Annotated in this window: 14 protein-coding genes; 4 read left to right on the top strand and 10 right to left on the bottom strand. The window is 67.9% G+C overall.

Features of this window, described 5'->3' with window-relative positions; translation table 11 throughout:
- Positions 1-11: 11 nt before the first annotated feature.
- From CFB89_RS05455 to hpnI, 8 genes are all read right to left on the bottom strand, one after another.
- Positions 12-812, bottom strand: a complete 801-nt coding sequence (locus CFB89_RS05455; protein WP_089467023.1) for an ABC transporter ATP-binding protein — start codon at positions 810-812, stop codon at positions 12-14.
- Between the two features lie 20 nt (positions 813-832).
- Complete coding sequence (locus CFB89_RS05450) at positions 833-1546, bottom strand: ABC transporter permease (protein ID WP_006476443.1); 714 nt, start codon at positions 1544-1546, stop codon at positions 833-835.
- Positions 1543-2232: an ABC transporter permease gene (locus CFB89_RS05445; protein WP_011544981.1), complete on the bottom strand. Its 690-nt coding sequence runs from the start codon at positions 2230-2232 to the stop codon at positions 1543-1545. The genes CFB89_RS05450 and CFB89_RS05445 overlap by 4 nt, the downstream gene beginning before the upstream one ends.
- Before the next feature lie 363 nt (positions 2233-2595).
- Complete coding sequence (locus CFB89_RS05440; RefSeq protein WP_089467022.1) at positions 2596-3150, bottom strand: hypothetical protein; 555 nt, start codon at positions 3148-3150, stop codon at positions 2596-2598.
- Between the two features lie 86 nt (positions 3151-3236).
- Positions 3237-4286 carry a lysylphosphatidylglycerol synthase domain-containing protein gene (locus tag CFB89_RS05435; RefSeq protein ID WP_089467021.1) on the bottom strand — a complete coding sequence of 350 codons (1050 nt, stop codon included), beginning with the start codon at positions 4284-4286 and terminating at the stop codon, positions 3237-3239.
- On the bottom strand, positions 4283-5167 hold the full coding sequence (hpnK, locus tag CFB89_RS05430; RefSeq protein WP_089467020.1) for a hopanoid biosynthesis-associated protein HpnK: 885 nt from the start codon (positions 5165-5167) through the stop codon (positions 4283-4285). The genes CFB89_RS05435 and hpnK overlap by 4 nt, the downstream gene beginning before the upstream one ends.
- A 3-nt stretch (positions 5168-5170) precedes the next feature.
- Complete coding sequence (gene hpnJ, locus CFB89_RS05425) at positions 5171-6613, bottom strand: hopanoid biosynthesis associated radical SAM protein HpnJ (RefSeq protein WP_306427118.1); 1443 nt, start codon at positions 6611-6613, stop codon at positions 5171-5173.
- A 133-nt stretch (positions 6614-6746) separates the two neighbouring features.
- Positions 6747-7922: a bacteriohopanetetrol glucosamine biosynthesis glycosyltransferase HpnI gene (gene hpnI / locus CFB89_RS05420; RefSeq protein WP_089467018.1), complete on the bottom strand. Its 1176-nt coding sequence runs from the start codon at positions 7920-7922 to the stop codon at positions 6747-6749.
- Positions 7923-8561: 639 nt separating this feature from the next.
- Between hpnI and CFB89_RS05415 the strand changes: the two genes are divergently transcribed.
- Positions 8562-9560 carry an LLM class flavin-dependent oxidoreductase gene (locus CFB89_RS05415; protein ID WP_050011426.1) on the top strand — a complete coding sequence of 333 codons (999 nt, stop codon included), beginning with the start codon at positions 8562-8564 and terminating at the stop codon, positions 9558-9560.
- Between the two features lie 32 nt (positions 9561-9592).
- Here CFB89_RS05415 and CFB89_RS05410 read toward each other — a convergent pair whose 3' ends face one another.
- Positions 9593-10654, bottom strand: a complete 1062-nt coding sequence (locus CFB89_RS05410; RefSeq protein WP_089467017.1) for an alpha/beta fold hydrolase — start codon at positions 10652-10654, stop codon at positions 9593-9595.
- A 184-nt stretch (positions 10655-10838) separates the two neighbouring features.
- Between CFB89_RS05410 and pdxY the strand changes: the two genes are divergently transcribed.
- The 3 genes from pdxY (at position 10839) to CFB89_RS05395 (ending at position 15682) form a co-directional block, all read left to right on the top strand.
- On the top strand, positions 10839-11699 hold the full coding sequence (pdxY, locus tag CFB89_RS05405) for a pyridoxal kinase PdxY (RefSeq protein WP_089467016.1): 861 nt from the start codon (positions 10839-10841) through the stop codon (positions 11697-11699).
- A gap of 321 nt (positions 11700-12020) precedes the next feature.
- On the top strand, positions 12021-14165 hold the full coding sequence (locus CFB89_RS05400; RefSeq protein ID WP_089467015.1) for a phosphocholine-specific phospholipase C: 2145 nt from the start codon (positions 12021-12023) through the stop codon (positions 14163-14165).
- 368 nt (positions 14166-14533) lie between these two features.
- Positions 14534-15682: a branched-chain amino acid ABC transporter substrate-binding protein gene (locus CFB89_RS05395; protein ID WP_089467014.1), complete on the top strand. Its 1149-nt coding sequence runs from the start codon at positions 14534-14536 to the stop codon at positions 15680-15682.
- 140 nt (positions 15683-15822) lie between these two features.
- Here CFB89_RS05395 and CFB89_RS05390 read toward each other — a convergent pair whose 3' ends face one another.
- The gene (locus CFB89_RS05390; RefSeq protein ID WP_089467013.1) at positions 15823-16572 is read right to left on the bottom strand and encodes a FadR/GntR family transcriptional regulator; all 750 of its coding nucleotides are present in this window, start codon (positions 16570-16572) and stop codon (positions 15823-15825) included.
- Position 16573 lies beyond the last annotated feature (1 nt).

The raw sequence follows: 16573 nt of genomic DNA, 5'->3' as shown, positions 1-16573 counted from the left end.
GCCCTGTCGCGTTACTTGAGGCTGCCCGACAGGAACTGCTTGAGCCGCTCGCTCTGCGGACGCACCAGCACCTCCTTCGGGTCGCCCTCTTCCTCGGTCCGCCCCTGATGCAGGAACATCACGTGGTTCGACACGTTGCGCGCGAAACCCATCTCGTGCGTGACGACGATCATCGTGCGCCCTTCCTCGGCCAGCTTCTGCATCACCTTCAGCACTTCGCCCACCAGTTCCGGGTCGAGCGCGGAGGTCGGCTCGTCGAACAGCATCACGTCAGGATGCATCGCAAGCGCACGCGCGATAGCCACGCGCTGCTGCTGGCCGCCCGACAGATGCGACGGATACTGCTTCTCGACGCGCGGCGGCAGACCGACCTTCTCCAGGTACTCGCGCGCACGCTCCTCGGCTTCCTTCTTCGAAATGCCGAGCACGTGCACGGGCGCTTCCATCACGTTCTCGAGCACGTTCATGTGCGCCCACAGGTTGAAGTGCTGGAACACCATCGCGAGCTTCGTGCGGATGCGCTGCAACTGCTTGTGATCGGCGACTTCGAGCGCACCGGCGCGGTCGGCCTTCGTGCGCACGGCCTCGCCGTCGACGACGATCTGCCCCGCATTCGGCCGCTCGAGAAAATTGATGCAGCGCAGGAACGTGCTCTTGCCCGAGCCGCTCGCGCCGATGATGCTGATGACGTCGCCGGCCTTCGCGTTCAGCGACACGCCCTTGAGCACCTCGTTGTCGCCATAGCGCTTGTGGATGTCGACCGCGGCAAGCTTGACGGAAGCGGACGCGCTCGTTTGAGTGATCTCGGCCAACTGGCTCTCCTCGAAGTAATTCAATGACGGGCGGCCGCGAGATACGCGAGCCAGTGGCGCTCCGCGCGGCGAAACGCCGCGACGAGTGCGAACGATACCGCAAGATAGATCAGCGCGGCGATCCCGAACGACTGGAACGCCATGTAGGTCGCGGAATTGGCGTCGCGCGCGACCTTCAGGATGTCCGGCACGGTCGCGGTGAACGCGACGGTCGTCGCGTGCAGCATCAGGATCACCTCGTTGCTGTACAGCGGCAGCGCGCGGCGCAGCGCCGACGGCAGGATCACGCGGCGGTACATCGTGAACGGCGACATCCCGTACGCCCGCGCCGCCTCGACTTCGCCGTGCGGGATCGCGCGAATCGCCCCGGCGAAGATCTCGGTCGTGTACGCGCAGGTATTCAGCGCGAACGCGAGAATCGCGCAGTTGAAGCCGCTGCGGAAAAACGCATCGAGCAGCGAGTGCGAGCGCACGAACTCGAGGCTGTACATGCCCGTGTACATCAGCAGCAACTGCACGTAGAGCGGCGTGCCGCGGAACACGTACGTGTAGAACCGCACCGGCATCGACACCCACTTGTTCCTCGACACGCGCGCGACCGCGAGCGGCACCGCGCACACGAAGCCGAGCGAAATCGAGGCGACGAGCAGCCACAGCGTCACCGCGAGGCCGGACAGGCGCTGGCCGTCCCAGAAAAGGAACGCCTTGCCGAATTCCTGGAGGATCTCGATCATAGTTCTGCGTGCCGCACGCCCATGGAATAACGCTTCTCGAGCTGGATCAGCACGAGGTTGGAGACGGTCGTGATCGCCAGATAGATCAGCGCCGCGACGAGGATGAAGAAGAACATGTTGAACGTGCTCTTGCCGGCGTCCTGCGCGGCCTTCACGACGTCCGCGAGACCGATGATCGACACCAGCGCGGTCGCCTTCACGAGCACCTGCCAGTTGTTGCCGATGCCCGGCAGCGCAAAGCGCATCATCTGAGGAAACATGATCCGCACGAACACGCGCGCGCCGCTCATCCCGTAGGCCGAACCGGCTTCGAGCTGGCCGCGCGGCACCGACAGGAACGCGCCGCGAAACGTCTCGGTGAAATACGCGCCGTAGATGAAGCCGAGCGTCAGCACGCCGGCCACGAACGGATCGATGTCGATCTGGTTCCAGCCGACGAGGTCGGTGAACTGGTTCAGCCAGATCTGGATGCTGTAGAACAGCAGCAGCATCAGCACAAGATCGGGCACCGAGCGGATCAGCGTCGTATAACCGGTCGCGATCGCTCGCAACACCCGGTTGTGCGACAGCTTCGCCACCGCGCCGATCAGCCCCAGCGCCACCGCGGTGGCGAGCGACAGCACCGACAGCTCGATGGTCTGCACGGTGCCGGCCCAGAGGACGGGACCAAAGCCGTAAAGGAACACGCGCGTCTCCAGAGTTGAATGAATGCCGACGCGTATGCCTGTCCCACGCCGGGCTGACGCGGATAGTCGCAAGCGAAATTATTTGCCTCAAATCACCGGGCGCGCGATTGCTGCGTCGCAACAATTCATCCCATCATTTCCGCGCACGGCCTACGCCGCTGTTTCAAAAGGAAAAAGCCCGCTTCCTGACAGTCCGATGACACGCCGGGAAGCGGGCTTTTTGCAATTTTCCGGTCGCTTTTTCGATATAGCGCCAGGCGGGCCGTCAGGCCGAACGGGCAGGTCCGGGGCCACGCGACACAATCGCTCGCTCATGCCCGCGACGCGCTGCGCGACCGGTTGCACAAGCGCCGCGCGTGAGCGTCACCGCCCTTTCAGGATGTCGGAGCGCGACGTCGTATAGACGAGCCCGTCCGGGCCGAAATGGACGTTGAAGAACGCGTCGGTGTTGACGCCGTCCTCGAGCCAGCGCCAGCTCCAGACCGTCTCGGGCTTCAGCGGATACTGCGCGACGTCGCCGGGCTTGCCGAGCAGGCGCCGCACCTCGTCCTCGTCCATCCCCGGGCGCACTTTCGCGAAATTCTCGGCGGTCAGCACCTGGGTCGCGCCCGTGTAGCGCCCGTTCGCATCGAGGTCGACGAACCAGGTCTGGTTGCCCATCGGGCCGCGCGGATATTCGAGACGCTTCGAACCATCGGTAAACGTGCGCTCGGTCTCCGGTTTGCCCATCGTGCCGCGCACGTCGGCCTCGGTCGATTCGCCGACCTTCAGCCCCTTGAGCAGCAGCGGCGCGGGCTTGATCGCGTTGAAGAAGTCGCTGATACGTTGCACGTCGAGATGGCCTTGGTCGTCGCAACCGGTCAACGCCAGCGCGGCGGCCAGCATCGTCACGGAAAGCAGCGGGAAACGGAAAATCATCGGAAGAATGGCGCGTGGAGAAAACACGCGAAGGATACCCGCGCGACGCCGAAAGCGCGAGACGGGCCGCGCGGCCCGTCCGGTGTTCAATGCGTCGTTTCGGTTTCGGCCGGGGTTTCGGACGCCCGATTCGCCGGTGGCGCCGCGCGCGGCACGGCCGGCGGCGCACCTGGGCGGCCGCGCGTGCGCATCAGCTCGGCAAGCTGCCACGAGCCGAGCGCGAGGCAGCCGAACAGCACTTCGCGGCCGCGCTTGACCACCGCGAGCGACAGCGCCGTCTCGCGGTCGACGCCGAACATCTGCGCGAGCAGCACGACGGTCGCCTCCTGCACGCCGAGCCCGCCCGGCACCATGAACGCCGCATGCCGCACGGCCTGCGTCATCGCCTCGATCGCGATCGCGCCGCCGATCGACACCGGGTGGCCGAGCAGCGCGAGCGCCCAGTAGATCTCGAGCGCGCCGAGCACGTAGCCGGCCAGTTGCCAGAAAAAGGCGCTGAACAGCAGGCCCGTGCGCGACATCAGCGAATCGATGTCGGCGTCGAGCCGGCGGCCGTCGACGCCCTGCAGCAGCCGGTGCGAATCGCCGAGCAGGCGGCCCGCGAAACGCTCGATCGCGTGGAAGACGCCGCCGCGCCGCATCAGCACGACGCCGAGCATCGGCAACGGCAGCGTCAGCAGCAGCGCGAGGCCGATCGTGCCGCCGCCCATGTTGTCGGTCGTCGCGAGCAGCAGCACGAGGCCGAGCGCCGCGAACGCGTACTGGACCACGATCGTCACGAGCACCTCGACGATCACCGACGCGGTCACACGGCTCGCGTCGGGCACCTGCCAGCGCGCGAGCCGGATGCCGACGATCTCGCCGCCGATCCCGACCACGGGCAGCAGCCGGTTCACGGCCTCGCGCACGGTCGCGATCCACCACAGGAACGCCAGCGACGCGCGCCGGTCGAGCAACTGATGCCATGCATATGCATCGAGCAGCAGCGGCAACGCGTGGAACGGCACGAGCCACAGCAGCGCATAGCCGGCGCGCGCGAGCATCTGCGTCACGTCGCCGACGCCTTCGTGCAGCCCCAGCGCGAGCAGGATGCCGATGCCGATCGGCCAGCCGAGCCACTTGATCCACTTGCTCATGACGGCTGCGCTCCCGGTGCGCGCGACGCGGGCGCGCCGCGCCGTGCCGCGGGCTCGCCGAACACGTCGGCAAAGCCGCCGGTCGCGACGCCCGCCGCCTTCAGCGCGGCGGCAACGCGCGGCGACAGCAGCGCATCCAGTTCGTCGACCGGTCGGTAGCTGGCCATCGTCGGCGTGATCGGGCCGTCGCCGGCTTCGGCCGGATGGCAGTAAATCTCGCCGACGCCCGGCGGCAGCTTCGCGAGCGCGTCGAGCAGTACCGCCTCGTCCATCGCGCCCGTGTGCTCGATGCCGACCACGTAGTCGTTGTGCGCGAGCCCCGCGCGATCGAGCCGCGCGCGCACCAGCGCGATCCACGGCTTGAGCAGCGCCGGCGCGCTCGTTTCGTACGGCAGCCGCACCGCGCGCAGCCCGTAGTCGCGGCCGATCTCGATGATCATCGACAGTACGGTCGGATGCAGGTGGAAATGCTTGTGCGCGTTCACGTGGTCGAGCGGCAGGCCGCTCGCCGCGAACGCGTCGAACTGCGCGCGGATCTCGCGGCGCAGTTGCGCACGCACGTGCGGCAGGAAGAAGAAGCGGCAGCCGTCCTTCGCCATCGCGTCGCCGAAGCGCCCGTCAGGGCCGACGAGCGCGGGAATTTCATGCGCGGGCAGCGTGGCCGGGCCGTCCGCGAGCACCAGATGCAGGCCGACCGCGAGCGACGGCAGCCGCCGCGCGCGTTCGATCGCATCCTGCGCCGCGCTCGCGCCGACCATCAGGCTCGCGGCGTTCAGCACGCCGTCGCGGTGTGCGCGCTCGACCGCCGCGTTGACGCGCGGGTGCAGCCCGAAGTCGTCCGCGGTGAAGATCAGCGCCCGCGCCGCCCGCTGCGTCGCCACGAATCAGGCCTCGTGCGCGCGCAGGAAGCGGAAGAACTCGACGCCTTCGCGCAGGCGGCGCTTCATCATGTCCCAGCTCGTCAGCATCTCGCGCACGATTTCCCAGATCTTCGACGGGCGGAAGTAGAACTGGCGATAGAACTGCTCGAGATGGTGATAGATCTCGTCGCGCGACAGGTGCGGATAGCCGATCGCCGCGAGCTGCACGCCTTCCTTGCTGACCAGGTTGATGGTCTTGTTCTCTTCCATCCAGCCGTTTTCGACGGCCTGCTTGTAGAGCGTCGTGCCCGGATACGGCGCGGCGAGCGAAACCTGGATCGTGTGCGGGTTGATTTCCTTCGCGTACTCGATCGTCTTCTTGATGGTCTCTTGCGTCTCGCCCGGCAGGCCGAGGATGAAGGTGCCGTGGATCTTGATGCCGAGCTTCTTGCAGTCCGCGCTGAAGCGGCGCGCGAAATCGGTGCGCACGCCCTTCTTGATGTTCACGAGGATCTGGTCGTCGCCCGATTCGAAGCCGACCAGCAGCAGGCGCAGGCCGTTGTCCTTCATGATCTTCAGCGACTTGTACGGCACGTTGGCCTTCGCGTTGCACGACCACGTGATGCCGAGCTTGCCCAGGCCGACGGCGATGACTTCGGCGCGCGGCAGGTCGTCGGTGAAGGTGTCGTCGTCGAACATCAGTTCCTTCACTTCCGGCATGTTGTCGCGGATCCACTTCGCTTCCGCGAGCAAGTTCTCGACCGAGCGCGTGCGGTAGCGATGGCCGCTGACCGTCTGCGGCCACAGGCAGAACGTGCAGCGCGACTTGCAGCCGCGGCCCGTGTAGATCGACACGTACGGATAGTTCAGGTAGCCGATGAAGTAGTTGTCGATCTTCAGGTCGCGCTTGTAGACCGGCGCGACGAACGGCAGCTCGTCCATGTTCTCGAGGATCGGACGCGCTTCGTTGTGCTCGATCGAGCCGTCCTTCGCGCGCCAGCTCAAGCCCTTGATCTCGGGGAACGGCTTGCCTTCGGCGAGTTCCTTGCAGGTGTAGTCGAATTCCTCGCGGCACACGAAGTCGATCGCGTCGCTCGCCGTCAGCGAGTTGTGCGGATCGACCATCACCTTCGCGCCGACCATGCCGACCCGCATCGACGGCTTCATCTTCTTCAGATCCTGCGCGAACATCGCGTCGGTCGGGAACGACGGCGTGCTCGTGTGGATGATCACGAGGTCGTAGTCGTTGGCGATCTTCAGCGTTTCCTCGACCGACAGCCCGTCGGCCGGCGCATCGACGACGCGGCTGCCCGGCACGAGCGCGGCCGGCTGCGCGAGCCACGTCGGATACCAGAAGGAACGGATTTCGCGCTTCGCCTGATAGCGCGAGCCGGCTCCGCCGTCGAAGCCGTCATACGAAGGGGCCTGCAAGAACAGCGTTTTCATGAATGCTCCGGTAGCCTGCATAGTTCGTTTCGTTGCAACGATTCAGTCAAAAACCGCGGGTCGCCCTGCCGGCGCCCGCCTCTCTGTTGTGTCGCGCCGCGCGGCTTCGCCGTGCGACGCGTCTCGGCCCGCGGGCCGGGTTCGATCGACGGCCCTAGCGGCCGTCCACTGCTTCCACGGCCGCCGTCGCGCGTTCGCCGCCGACGACCGTCATCCGGGCGCCGCGCCATACCACATGCGTGCCGAACGCGGCCGCGAGCCACTCGAGCGCGAGCAGCGTGTCGCGCACCGCGACGAGCGGCAGGTCGCGCCAGAACGCGCGCCAGCCGTCCTCGCCGCGCGCATGCAGCACGAGCCGCCCGAATGCGCCGAGCGCGGCCGCGCCGCCCGCCAGCGTGCCGGCGAACGTGCCGTCGAGGCGCAATGCCAGCAGCGCGCCGATCGCGAGCCATGGCACGGTAAACGTAATGAACAGGAACGCGAAGCCGGCCGGATTCAGCGAACGGATCGTGCGCAGCCAGCGCGTCTCGCGGTGCCACAGCGGCCCGAACGACGGTTCGATCACGTCGGTCGCGACGTCGACCTCGGACAGCACGGTGCGGCGCCCGAGGCGGCGCGGCAGCTCGGCCAGCCAGAAATCGTCGGCCAGTTCGTCCTTCAGCGCGAAGAGACCGCCGATCCGGTCGAGCGTGTCGCGCGTGAGCGCGAGCGTCGCGCCGAAGCCGAAGCGGCTCGAACCGCCGAGGTGCGTGATCCGCACCGACGGCGCGAACCACGCGTCGACGAATTGCGCGCCGATCCGCGTCCAGAAGCCGCCGACGCTGCGCGCATGATACAGGCACGTGACGACCCCCACCGACGGGTCGGCGAGCGGCGCCGTCACGCGCTCCAGATAGTCGGGCTGCACCGCGATGTCGCTGTCCGCGATCACGATGCGGCCGTATTTCGCGCGCTCGGCGAGATTGATCAGGTTGCTGACTTTCAGGTTCTTGCCATGCACGCGCGCGTCGATCACGAGCGTGATGTCGCAATCCGGATGTTCGGCGCGCAGCCGCTCGACGACGGCCGCGGCCGGATCGGCCGACGATGCGACGCCGAACAGCACCTCGTAGCGAGGATGGCGCTGCACGCAGAAGGTCGCGAGGTTTTCATACAGGTGCGGCTCCGCGCCGCACAGCGGCTTCAACACACTGACCGGCTCGAAGCCGTCGCGCGCGGCCGTGCGCGGTGTGCGCGGCCGCGGCGCGAAGGCCGCGACGAGCGCATAGCCGGCCGCGGCCAGCGTGAACGCGATCAGGAGCCAGTCGAGCAGCGTGGCGGTAGGCGTCATGCGCGATGCCTCCCGGCGACGCGGGCGCCATGGCAAACGCTTGAGCGCGATTGAACGTGATGCGGTATTCCGACGACGACGAACGCGGGCACGACCCGACTCCTTGTTCCTGCAGCGTCTGTAATGGGGGAGGCGCGACCCGTTGTTCGGGTTCGGCCATGCCCGGCTTCGCGTGGCGTATCCCCGCGCAGCGCCCGGACGGCATGCGGGAAGACTCGAATGGCTCCATCGGCACAAGATGGGCAGGCGGCGGATTTTAGCAGTCTGCGCCCCCCCGCGCTCGGCGCTACGCGAAACGGACTAGTGCAATTCCGGCAAAGCTGAGGGATCGACGAGCCTGATCGGCCCGGCCACGTTCACGGTAGCGTAAGCACTTTGCAGGCGTATTGCAGTCTTTAAAATCAAACGTTTCGTGCAAATTTGTGTGTCGACGCGGTTTCACTTCCAATCGCCGTAAAATTTGGTAATTAATCGGTGATTAGATTGATTTTCGCAACGATTGTCGGAAGCCAGCCTGCGCCCCTGTAAGGCGCATGGGTATCCTCGCGCCGCCAGCACGTTCCGGAACCCTTTGGCAAAATCGTCGGCGTCTGTTGCGTCAGCGCATCACCACGCCACCCCGTTTTCGAAGGTCTTCCGATGACACCGTTTTCCGTACTCGATCTCGCCCCCATTCCGGCCGGCGCCGACGCCTCGCAGGCATTCCGCAACACCGTCGATCTCGCGCAGCACGCGGAACGCTGGGGCTACCGGCGCTACTGGCTGGCCGAGCATCACAACATGCCGGGCATCGCGAGTGCGGCCACCGCCGTCGTGATCGGCCACGTCGCGGGCGCCACGCAGACGATCCGGGTCGGCTCGGGCGGCATCATGCTGCCGAACCATGCGCCGCTCGTGATCGCCGAGCAGTTCGGCACGCTCGCGTCGCTGTATCCGGGGCGCATCGACCTCGGCCTCGGCCGCGCGCCCGGCACCGACCAGACCACGTCGCGCGCGCTGCGCCGCGACCTGATCGGCAGCGCCGATTCGTTTCCGGACGACGTCGCCGAGCTGCAGCGCTACTTCGCGGAGCCCGTACCCGGCCAGCGCGTGCGCGCGGTGCCCGGCGCGGGGCTCGACGTCCCGGTGTGGCTGCTCGGTTCGAGCCTGTTCAGCGCGCAACTCGCGGCGATGCTCGGGCTGCCGTTCGCGTTCGCGTCGCACTTCGCGCCCGACTATTTGATGCGGGCGCTCGAGATCTATCGCGCGCAGTACCGGCCGTCGGCCGCCTGGCCGAAGCCGCATGCGATGGTGGGCGTCAACGTGTTCGCGGCCGAGACCGACGACGAGGCGCGGCGCCTGTTCACGTCGCTACAGCAGCAGTTCATCAACCTGCGGCGCGGCACGCCGGGCAAGCTGCCGCCGCCCGTCGACGCGCTCGAGGCGAACGAACTCGAACTCGCGACCGTCGCGCATTCGCTGTCGTTCGCGGCGGTCGGCTCGCGCGACACGGTCCGCGACAAGCTGCGCGACCGTATCGCACAGACGGGCGCCGACGAGCTGATCATCACCGCGCAGATCTACGATCATGCCGCGCGGCTGCGTTCGTTCGAACTGGCCGCGCAGATCCGCGACGAACTCGCGAACGAGGCAAGCTGACGGCACGACCGCGCGCGGCCGCCCGCGCCGGCTCACTGCGGGCGCACGGCGTCCAGCCCGTCGAGCAGCGCCTTGTGGAACGCGTCCGGGTCCTGGATCTGCGGCGCGTGGCCGAGCGCCGGGAATTCGACGAGCTGCGCGCCGGGAATCGCGGCCTGCGTGCGCTTCGCGAGCTCCGGATAGCGGCCGAGCTTCGCGTGCACGTCGGGCGGCGCGACGTCCTTGCCGATCGCGGCCGTGTCCTTGTCGCCGATCATCAGCAGCGTCGGCACGCGAATCGCGCCGAATTCGTAGACCACCGGCTGCGTGAGGATCATGTCGTAGATCAGCGCGGAGTTCCACGCGACCGCGTCGCGGCCCGCGCCGCGATACATGCCGGCGAGCATCTGCACCCAGCGCTCGTACGACGGCGACCACTTGCCCCCGTAGTAGGTCGCCTGCTCGTAGCGGCGGATGCCGTCGGCGTTGGTCTTCAGCTCGCGCGCATACCAGTAGTCGACCGACAGCGGCGGCACGCCGAGCGCCTTCCAGTCTTCGAGGCCGATCGGATTCACGAGCACGAGCTGGTCGGTCGCCTTCGGATACATCAGCGCGTAGCGGATCGCGAGCATCCCGCCCGTCGAGTGGCCGACGATCGTCGCCGACTTCACGCCCAGCGATTCGAGCAGCGCGTGCGTGTTGCGCGCGAGTTGCTGGAAGCTGTACTGGTAGCGCTCGGGTTTCGACGATTTGCAGAAGCCGATCTGGTCCGGCGCGATCACGCGATAGCCGGCGCGGCTCAGCACGCCGATCGTGTCCTCCCAGGTCGCCGCGCAGAAGTTCTTGCCGTGCAGCAGCACGACGGTGCGGCCGTTCGGGTGCGCGGGCTGCACGTCGAGGTACGCCATCTCGAGGGTTTCGCGCTGCGACACGAACGCATATTCGTGCACGGGCGCCGGATACGCGAACCCTTCCAGGCGCGGGCCGTACGCGGGCCCTTCGTTGGCGGCGGGCGTCGCGGCGACGGCCGCAACGGGCATCGCGCACGCGGCGGCGGCGCTCGCGCCGAGCACCGCGGCGCGCGCGACAGACAGGATCTTGCAAATCGAAAGCATGGCGATCACGGTGAGTGGAGACGCGCGCGGGCAGCCGGGTTGCAGCGCGGCTGTCTCGCGCCCCGCGATTCTACGCGGTCGCGTGACGACGGCGCGCAACACTCCAGCGCCGCGCGACTTCCGCGCGTACGACGAACTCGGGTATCGTGTGACGTGACCCTGAAACGCGTGCAGGCGAATTCCCATGAAAAACGTCCTCAGCATTCAGTCGCACGTCATCTACGGCCACGCCGGCAACAGTGCGGCCGTGTTCCCGATGCAGCGCCTCGGCGTCAACGTCTGGCCGCTCAACACCGTCCAGTTGTCGAATCACATGCAGTACGGCCACTGGGCCGGCAGCGCGATCGACGCCGCGAAGATGGAACAGCTCGTCGACGGCATCGCCGCCATCGGCGCGCTCAAGCGGTGCGACGCGGTGCTGTCCGGCTTCCTCGGCTCGCCGCCGCAGGCACGCGCGGCGGTCGAGATCGTGCGCTCGGTGAAGGCGATGAATCCGAACGCGTGGTACTTCTGCGATCCGGCGATGGGCCAGACGGGCGGCGTCCGGCCCGAGCCCGGCGTCGAGGAATTCATCGTCCAGGAGGTGCCAGCGCTCGCGGACGGCATGTCGCCGAACCATACCGAACTGCAGAAGCTCGCCGGGCGACGCATCGAGACCGTCGCGGAAGCCGTCGACGCGTGCCGCACGCTGATCCGCCGCGGCCCGAAGATCATCCTCGTCAAGCACCTGCACGACCGCAACAGCCCGGCCGACCGTTTCAACATGCTCGCCGTCACCGAAACCGAAGCGTGGATCGGCCAGCGGCCGCTGTATGCGTTTCCGCGCCATCCGGTCGGCGTCGGCGACCTGACCAGTGCGATCTTCGTCGCGTGCCGGCTGCGCGGCGACTCGGTGCGCGCCGCGTTCGAACACACGCTCGCGGCCGTGCACGCGGTCGTGAAGGCCACCTACGACGCACGCCGCTACGAGCTCGAGCTCGTCGCCGCGCAGGACGAAATCGCGCGGCCGAGCGAATGGTTCGGCGCGTGGGTGACCGACGCCTGACGCGTGCGTATCGCCCTCCTCGCCGCGGCGGCCCGCCGCTGCGCCTCAGCCGTCCTGCTACTCCCTCGCTGTTCCGCTGTTCCCGCTGTTCTCCGTGTGCCGCGCCTCGCCCGCCGCCGCTTCCCGCAGTCCGTGCGGCGGCGCACCGCCGGCCGCGACCTGATTCACGCGTGCAAACGTTTCCGGACTTCACATGAATGACACCGATTCCTCGCTATGCTCGCGGCGGCACCCACCGGCGCAGCCGCATCCTGCGACCCGGTGTGCGCCGTTCCCGCAGGTCCCGCCAATCGGCTCCCTCTTTACCCCACGATAACGACCATGACCCGATCGAACCGTCGTGACTTCCTGCGCGTCGCCGCCGGCACTGCCGGCGCCGCCGCGCTGAACCTGTTTCCGCCCGTGATCCGCGATGCGCTCGCGATTCCCGCGAACCGCCGTACCGGCACGATCCGCGATATCGAACACATCGTGATCCTGATGCAGGAGAACCGTTCGTTCGACCACTACTTCGGCACGATGCGCGGTGTCCGCGGCTTCGGTGACCCGCGCCCGCTGCGCCTCGCGAACGGCAAGTCGGTGTTTCACCAGCCGGTCGGCCCGGCCGAACTGCTGCCGTTCCACCCGGGCGCCGACAAGCTCGGCCTGCAGTTCCTGCAGGATCTGCCGCACGGCTGGCAGGACATGCACGCCGCCTGGAACAAGGGCCGCTACGACCAGTGGGTGCCGAACAAGGGCACCACGACGATGGCGTACCTGAAGCGCGACGACATCCCGTTCCACTATCAGCTCGCCGACGCGTTCACGATCTGCGACGCGTACCACTGCGCGATCCCGAGCTCGACCGACCCGAACCGCTACTACATGTGGACGGGCTACGTCGGCAACGACGGCACGGGCGGCGGCCCGGTGCTCGGCAACGAGGAAAAAGGCTACGGCTGGACGACCTACCCGGAAGTGCTCGAACAGGCCGGCGTGTCGTGGAAGATCTACCAGGACGTCGGCACCGGGCTCGACGCGAACGGCTCGTGGGGCTGGACGCAGAACCCGTACATCGGCAACTACGGCGACAACGCGCTGCTCTACTTCAACCAGTACCGCACCGCGCTGCCCGGCACGCCGCTGTACGACAAGGCGCGCACCGGCACCAACATCAGCGCCGGCGGCACGCTGTTCGACGTGCTGCAGCAGGACGTGAAGAACGGCACGCTGCCGCAGGTGTCGTGGATCTGCGCGCCGGAAGCCTATTCCGAGCACCCGAACTGGCCGGCGAACTACGGCGCGTGGTACATCGAGCAGGTGCTGAAGGTGCTCGTGTCGAATCCGGAGGTGTGGAGCAAGACCGCGCTCTTCATCACGTACGACGAAAACGACGGCTTCTTCGACCACGTGGCGCCGCCGTTCGCGCCGCAGTCGCGCGACAACGGGCTGTCCACGGTCGCGACGACCAACGAGGTGTTCGCCGGCGACGCGTCGCACATGGCCGGCCCGTACGGGCTCGGGCCGCGCGTGCCGATGCTCGTCGTGTCGCCGTGGACCAAGGGCGGCTGGGTCTGCTCGCAGACGTTCGATCACACGTCGCTGCTGCAATTCATCGAGGCGCGCTTCGGCGCGCAGTATCCGGTCACGGCCGCCAACGTGTCGCCGTGGCGCCGCGCGGTGTGCGGCGACCTGACGTCGGCGTTCGACTTCGCGACCGCGGACGCCGCGTGGCCGACGCTGCCCGACACGAGCGGCTACGCGCCGCCCGACCGCGCGCGCCATCCCGACTACATCCCGGTGCCGCCGGTGCTGCAGACGCTGCCGAAACAGGAGGCCGGCCTGCGTCCGGCGCGCGCGCTGCCGTACGAGCTGTTCGTGCACGGCCGCGTCGAAGCCGCGAACGGCCAGTTCCGGCTGACCTTTGCGAACACGGGTCGCGCGGGCGCCGCGTTCCAGGTCCAGTCGCGCAACCGCGTCGACGGCCCGTGGGCATACACGGTCGAAGCCGGCAAACGCGTCGCCGATACGTGGAGCGCCGCCGCGTCGCTCGGCCTGTACGACCTCGACGTGTACGGCCCGAACGGCTTCTACTGCCATTTCCGCGGCCCGTTCGCGACCGGCACCGGCAGCGCGAACGTGAACCCCGAAGTGATCTACGGCTACGACGTCGCGAACGGCAACATCACGCTGCGCCTGATGAACCGAGGGCACAAGGCCGTGCGGCTGAAGGTCACGAACGCGTACGGCCACGGTCGCGCGCGCACGTTCGACCTCGCGCCGGGCGCGCACGTCGACGACTACTGGGATCTGCGCGGCAGCCACGGCTGGTATGACCTCACCGTCAGCGACGGCCGCCTGCTCGGCTTCCTGCGCCGCTTCGCGGGCCACGTCGAAACGGGCCGCCCGAGCACCAGCGACCCGCTGATCCGCACGACCGCGTCGCACGACGACGCCGAAGCCGCGTCGGACGCCCTGGCCGACTGACGCCGCCCCACGCGCGGCGCGGCCCCGGCGGGCCGCGCCGCGTTTTTACCCCGCACCGCCCCCTTCTTTCTGCCCGTTCCGTTCGCGACGGGAAACTCCCGATACCGGCCGCCCGTGCTCGCGCGGAAGCTATGCGCAAATCCGCATCGAATGCGCGGCAAATTTCCAAGACCCGCGCATATCGGCGACCTATATATCGATGCAATCGGGGCTCTTCGCGGAGCCTGACGGGAGACGTTTCCGAGGATCACGATGCCGACCTCCCCGCCCGATTCCGAGAAGCGGTCGAACCGCCCGCCCGTCGCACGCGCCCGGCCCGCCCGGACGCGCGCGGTACCCACTCGCCGGTGTCGAACAAGAGGAACAACATGAAATTCCGTCATTCCCTGCTGTCGGTGTCCATTGCATCCGCGCTTGCCCTCCTCTCGCAACAGGCCGCCCAGGCTGCCGACGCAACCGACGTGAAGGTCGGCTTCGCCGCGCCGCTCACGGGCGTGAACGCCGGCTACGGCAAGGATCTGCAAAACGGCGTGCAGCTCGCGCTCGACGATGCGGTCGCGCAGAAGGTGCAGATCGCCGGCAAGCCCGCCCACTTCAATCTCGTCGTGCAGGACGACCAGGCCGACCCGCGCATCGGCGTGCAGGCCGCGCAGGCGCTGGTCGACCAGAACGTGTCGGTCGTGGTCGGCCACTTCAACTCGGGGACGACGATTCCGGCGTCGGTCGTCTACGACAAGGCCGGCATTCCGGTGATCGACCCGGCCGCGACCAATCCGACGCTCACGTCGCGCGGGCTCGCGAACATGTTCATGGTGATCGCGACCGACGGCCAGAACGCCGGCAACGCGGGCAAGTACGCGGTCGACGTGACGAAGGCGAAGCGCATCGCGATCATCGACGACCGCACCGCGTTCGGCCAGGGCGAGGCCGACGAGTTCGAGAAGGCCGTGAAGGCCGCCGGCGGCACGATCATCGGCCGCGAGTTCACCAACAACCAGGCGGTCGATTTCCGCGCGCAGATCACGAGCCTGAAGGGCAAGAACCCGGATCTGATCTTCTTCGGCGGCCTCGATTCGCTTGCCGCGAACTTCATCAAGCAGATGCGCCAGCTCGGGCTGAACGCGCAGTTCGTCGGCGGCGGCGGCGTGAAGGACAACGAGTTCATCAAGATCGCGGGCCCGGCCGCCGAAGGCGCGATGGCATGGGAATACGGCCGGCCGCTCGATGAGCTGCCGCAGGGGAAGGATTTCGAGGCGCGCTTCAAGAAGCGCTTCGGCGTCGACGTGCTGTCGTACGCGCAGTTCGGCTATGACGCGGCGTGGGCGGCCATCAAGGCGATGCAGGCGGCCGCCTCGACCGACCCGAAGGTCTATCGCCCGGCGCTGAAGAAGGTCGACTTCGAAGGCGTGACCGGCCGCATCTCGTTCGCGAACGACGGCTCGCTGAAGAGCGGGATGTCGACGCTGTACCAGGTGAAGAACGGCGCGTGGAAGACGATCGTGACGAAGGGAGGCTGATCGGTGAGGCAGGCGGCCGGCGGCGGGAACGCCGCCTGGCCGCGAAGATCGACACGGCTACGCCGACCTCATACGACGACTGATGTTGAGGCGACGACGAGAGCGGGCCCGCGACAGTCGCGAGCCGCCGCGACCCAAGGTCAGCCGGCCTCGGCCTCGGCTGCCTCGTGCGCGCGGCGCAGCCGCTCGCGGCTGTTCGTGAGGTGCGTGCGCATCGCGGCGCGGGCCGCTTCCGGGTCGTGGCGCGCGATCGCCTCGTAGATGTCCTCGTGCTCGTGATTCAGCCGGCCGACGTAACGCTCGAGATCGTCGCCGGCAAAGCGCGCCGAATTCACGCGCGTGCGCGGGATGATCGACGTGCCGAGCTGCGTCATGATGTCGACGAAATAGCGGTTGCCGGTGGATTGCGCGATCTGCAGGTGGAACTGGAAATCGAGCTGCGCGGTGTCGCGGCCGCCGCCCGCGCCCGTCGCGATCGCGTCGAGCGCGCGCCGCAGCGCGGCGAGGTCGGTGTCGTTCGCGCGCTGCGCGGCCAGGCTCGCGCACTCGCTTTCGAGACTGATGCGCAGCTCCAGCACCGCGAGCACGTCGCGCAGCGTCGTGATCGTCGCGGGATCGATGCCGAGCGTCTGGCGGCGCGACGGCTCGAGCACGAAGCTGCCGATGCCGTGGCGCGTCTCGACGAGGCCGCTCGCCTGCATCCGCGAGATCGCCTCGCGCACGACCGTGCGGCTCACGCCCTGCGCTGCCATGACTTCGGTTTCGGTCGGCAGCTTGTCGCCGGGACGCAGCGTGCCGTTTTCGATCTGCGCGGTCAGCGCGTCGACGACATCTTGTGCGAGGCTGCGTGCGCGACGGCGCGGCGCTGCGGGAAGCGTAGGCACGGACATG

Source organism: Burkholderia sp. AU16741, assembly GCF_002223345.1.
In the GTDB taxonomy this organism is placed as follows: Bacteria; Pseudomonadota; Gammaproteobacteria; order Burkholderiales; family Burkholderiaceae; genus Burkholderia; species Burkholderia sola.
This window is presented reverse-complemented; position numbering and strand designations above follow the sequence as displayed.

Excerpts from the sequence above, each read along its gene's own strand:
- CFB89_RS05440 (WP_089467022.1), bottom strand. The coding sequence starts at position 3,150 with ATGATTTTCCGTTTCCCGCTGCTTTCCGTGACGATGCTGGCCGCCGCG.
- pdxY (WP_089467016.1), top strand. The coding sequence starts at position 10,839 with ATGAAAAACGTCCTCAGCATTCAGTCGCACGTCATCTACGGCCACGCC.
- CFB89_RS05390 (WP_089467013.1), bottom strand. The coding sequence starts at position 16,572 with ATGTCCGTGCCTACGCTTCCCGCAGCGCCGCGCCGTCGCGCACGCAGC.
- CFB89_RS05435 (WP_089467021.1), bottom strand. The coding sequence starts at position 4,286 with ATGAGCAAGTGGATCAAGTGGCTCGGCTGGCCGATCGGCATCGGCATC.
- CFB89_RS05400 (WP_089467015.1), top strand. The coding sequence starts at position 12,021 with ATGACCCGATCGAACCGTCGTGACTTCCTGCGCGTCGCCGCCGGCACT.
- CFB89_RS05410 (WP_089467017.1), bottom strand. The coding sequence starts at position 10,654 with ATGCTTTCGATTTGCAAGATCCTGTCTGTCGCGCGCGCCGCGGTGCTC.
- CFB89_RS05415 (WP_050011426.1), top strand. The coding sequence starts at position 8,562 with ATGACACCGTTTTCCGTACTCGATCTCGCCCCCATTCCGGCCGGCGCC.
- CFB89_RS05450 (WP_006476443.1), bottom strand. The coding sequence starts at position 1,546 with ATGATCGAGATCCTCCAGGAATTCGGCAAGGCGTTCCTTTTCTGGGAC.
- hpnI (WP_089467018.1), bottom strand. The coding sequence starts at position 7,922 with ATGACGCCTACCGCCACGCTGCTCGACTGGCTCCTGATCGCGTTCACG.
- CFB89_RS05395 (WP_089467014.1), top strand. The coding sequence starts at position 14,534 with ATGAAATTCCGTCATTCCCTGCTGTCGGTGTCCATTGCATCCGCGCTT.
- hpnJ (WP_306427118.1), bottom strand. The coding sequence starts at position 6,613 with ATGCAGGCTACCGGAGCATTCATGAAAACGCTGTTCTTGCAGGCCCCT.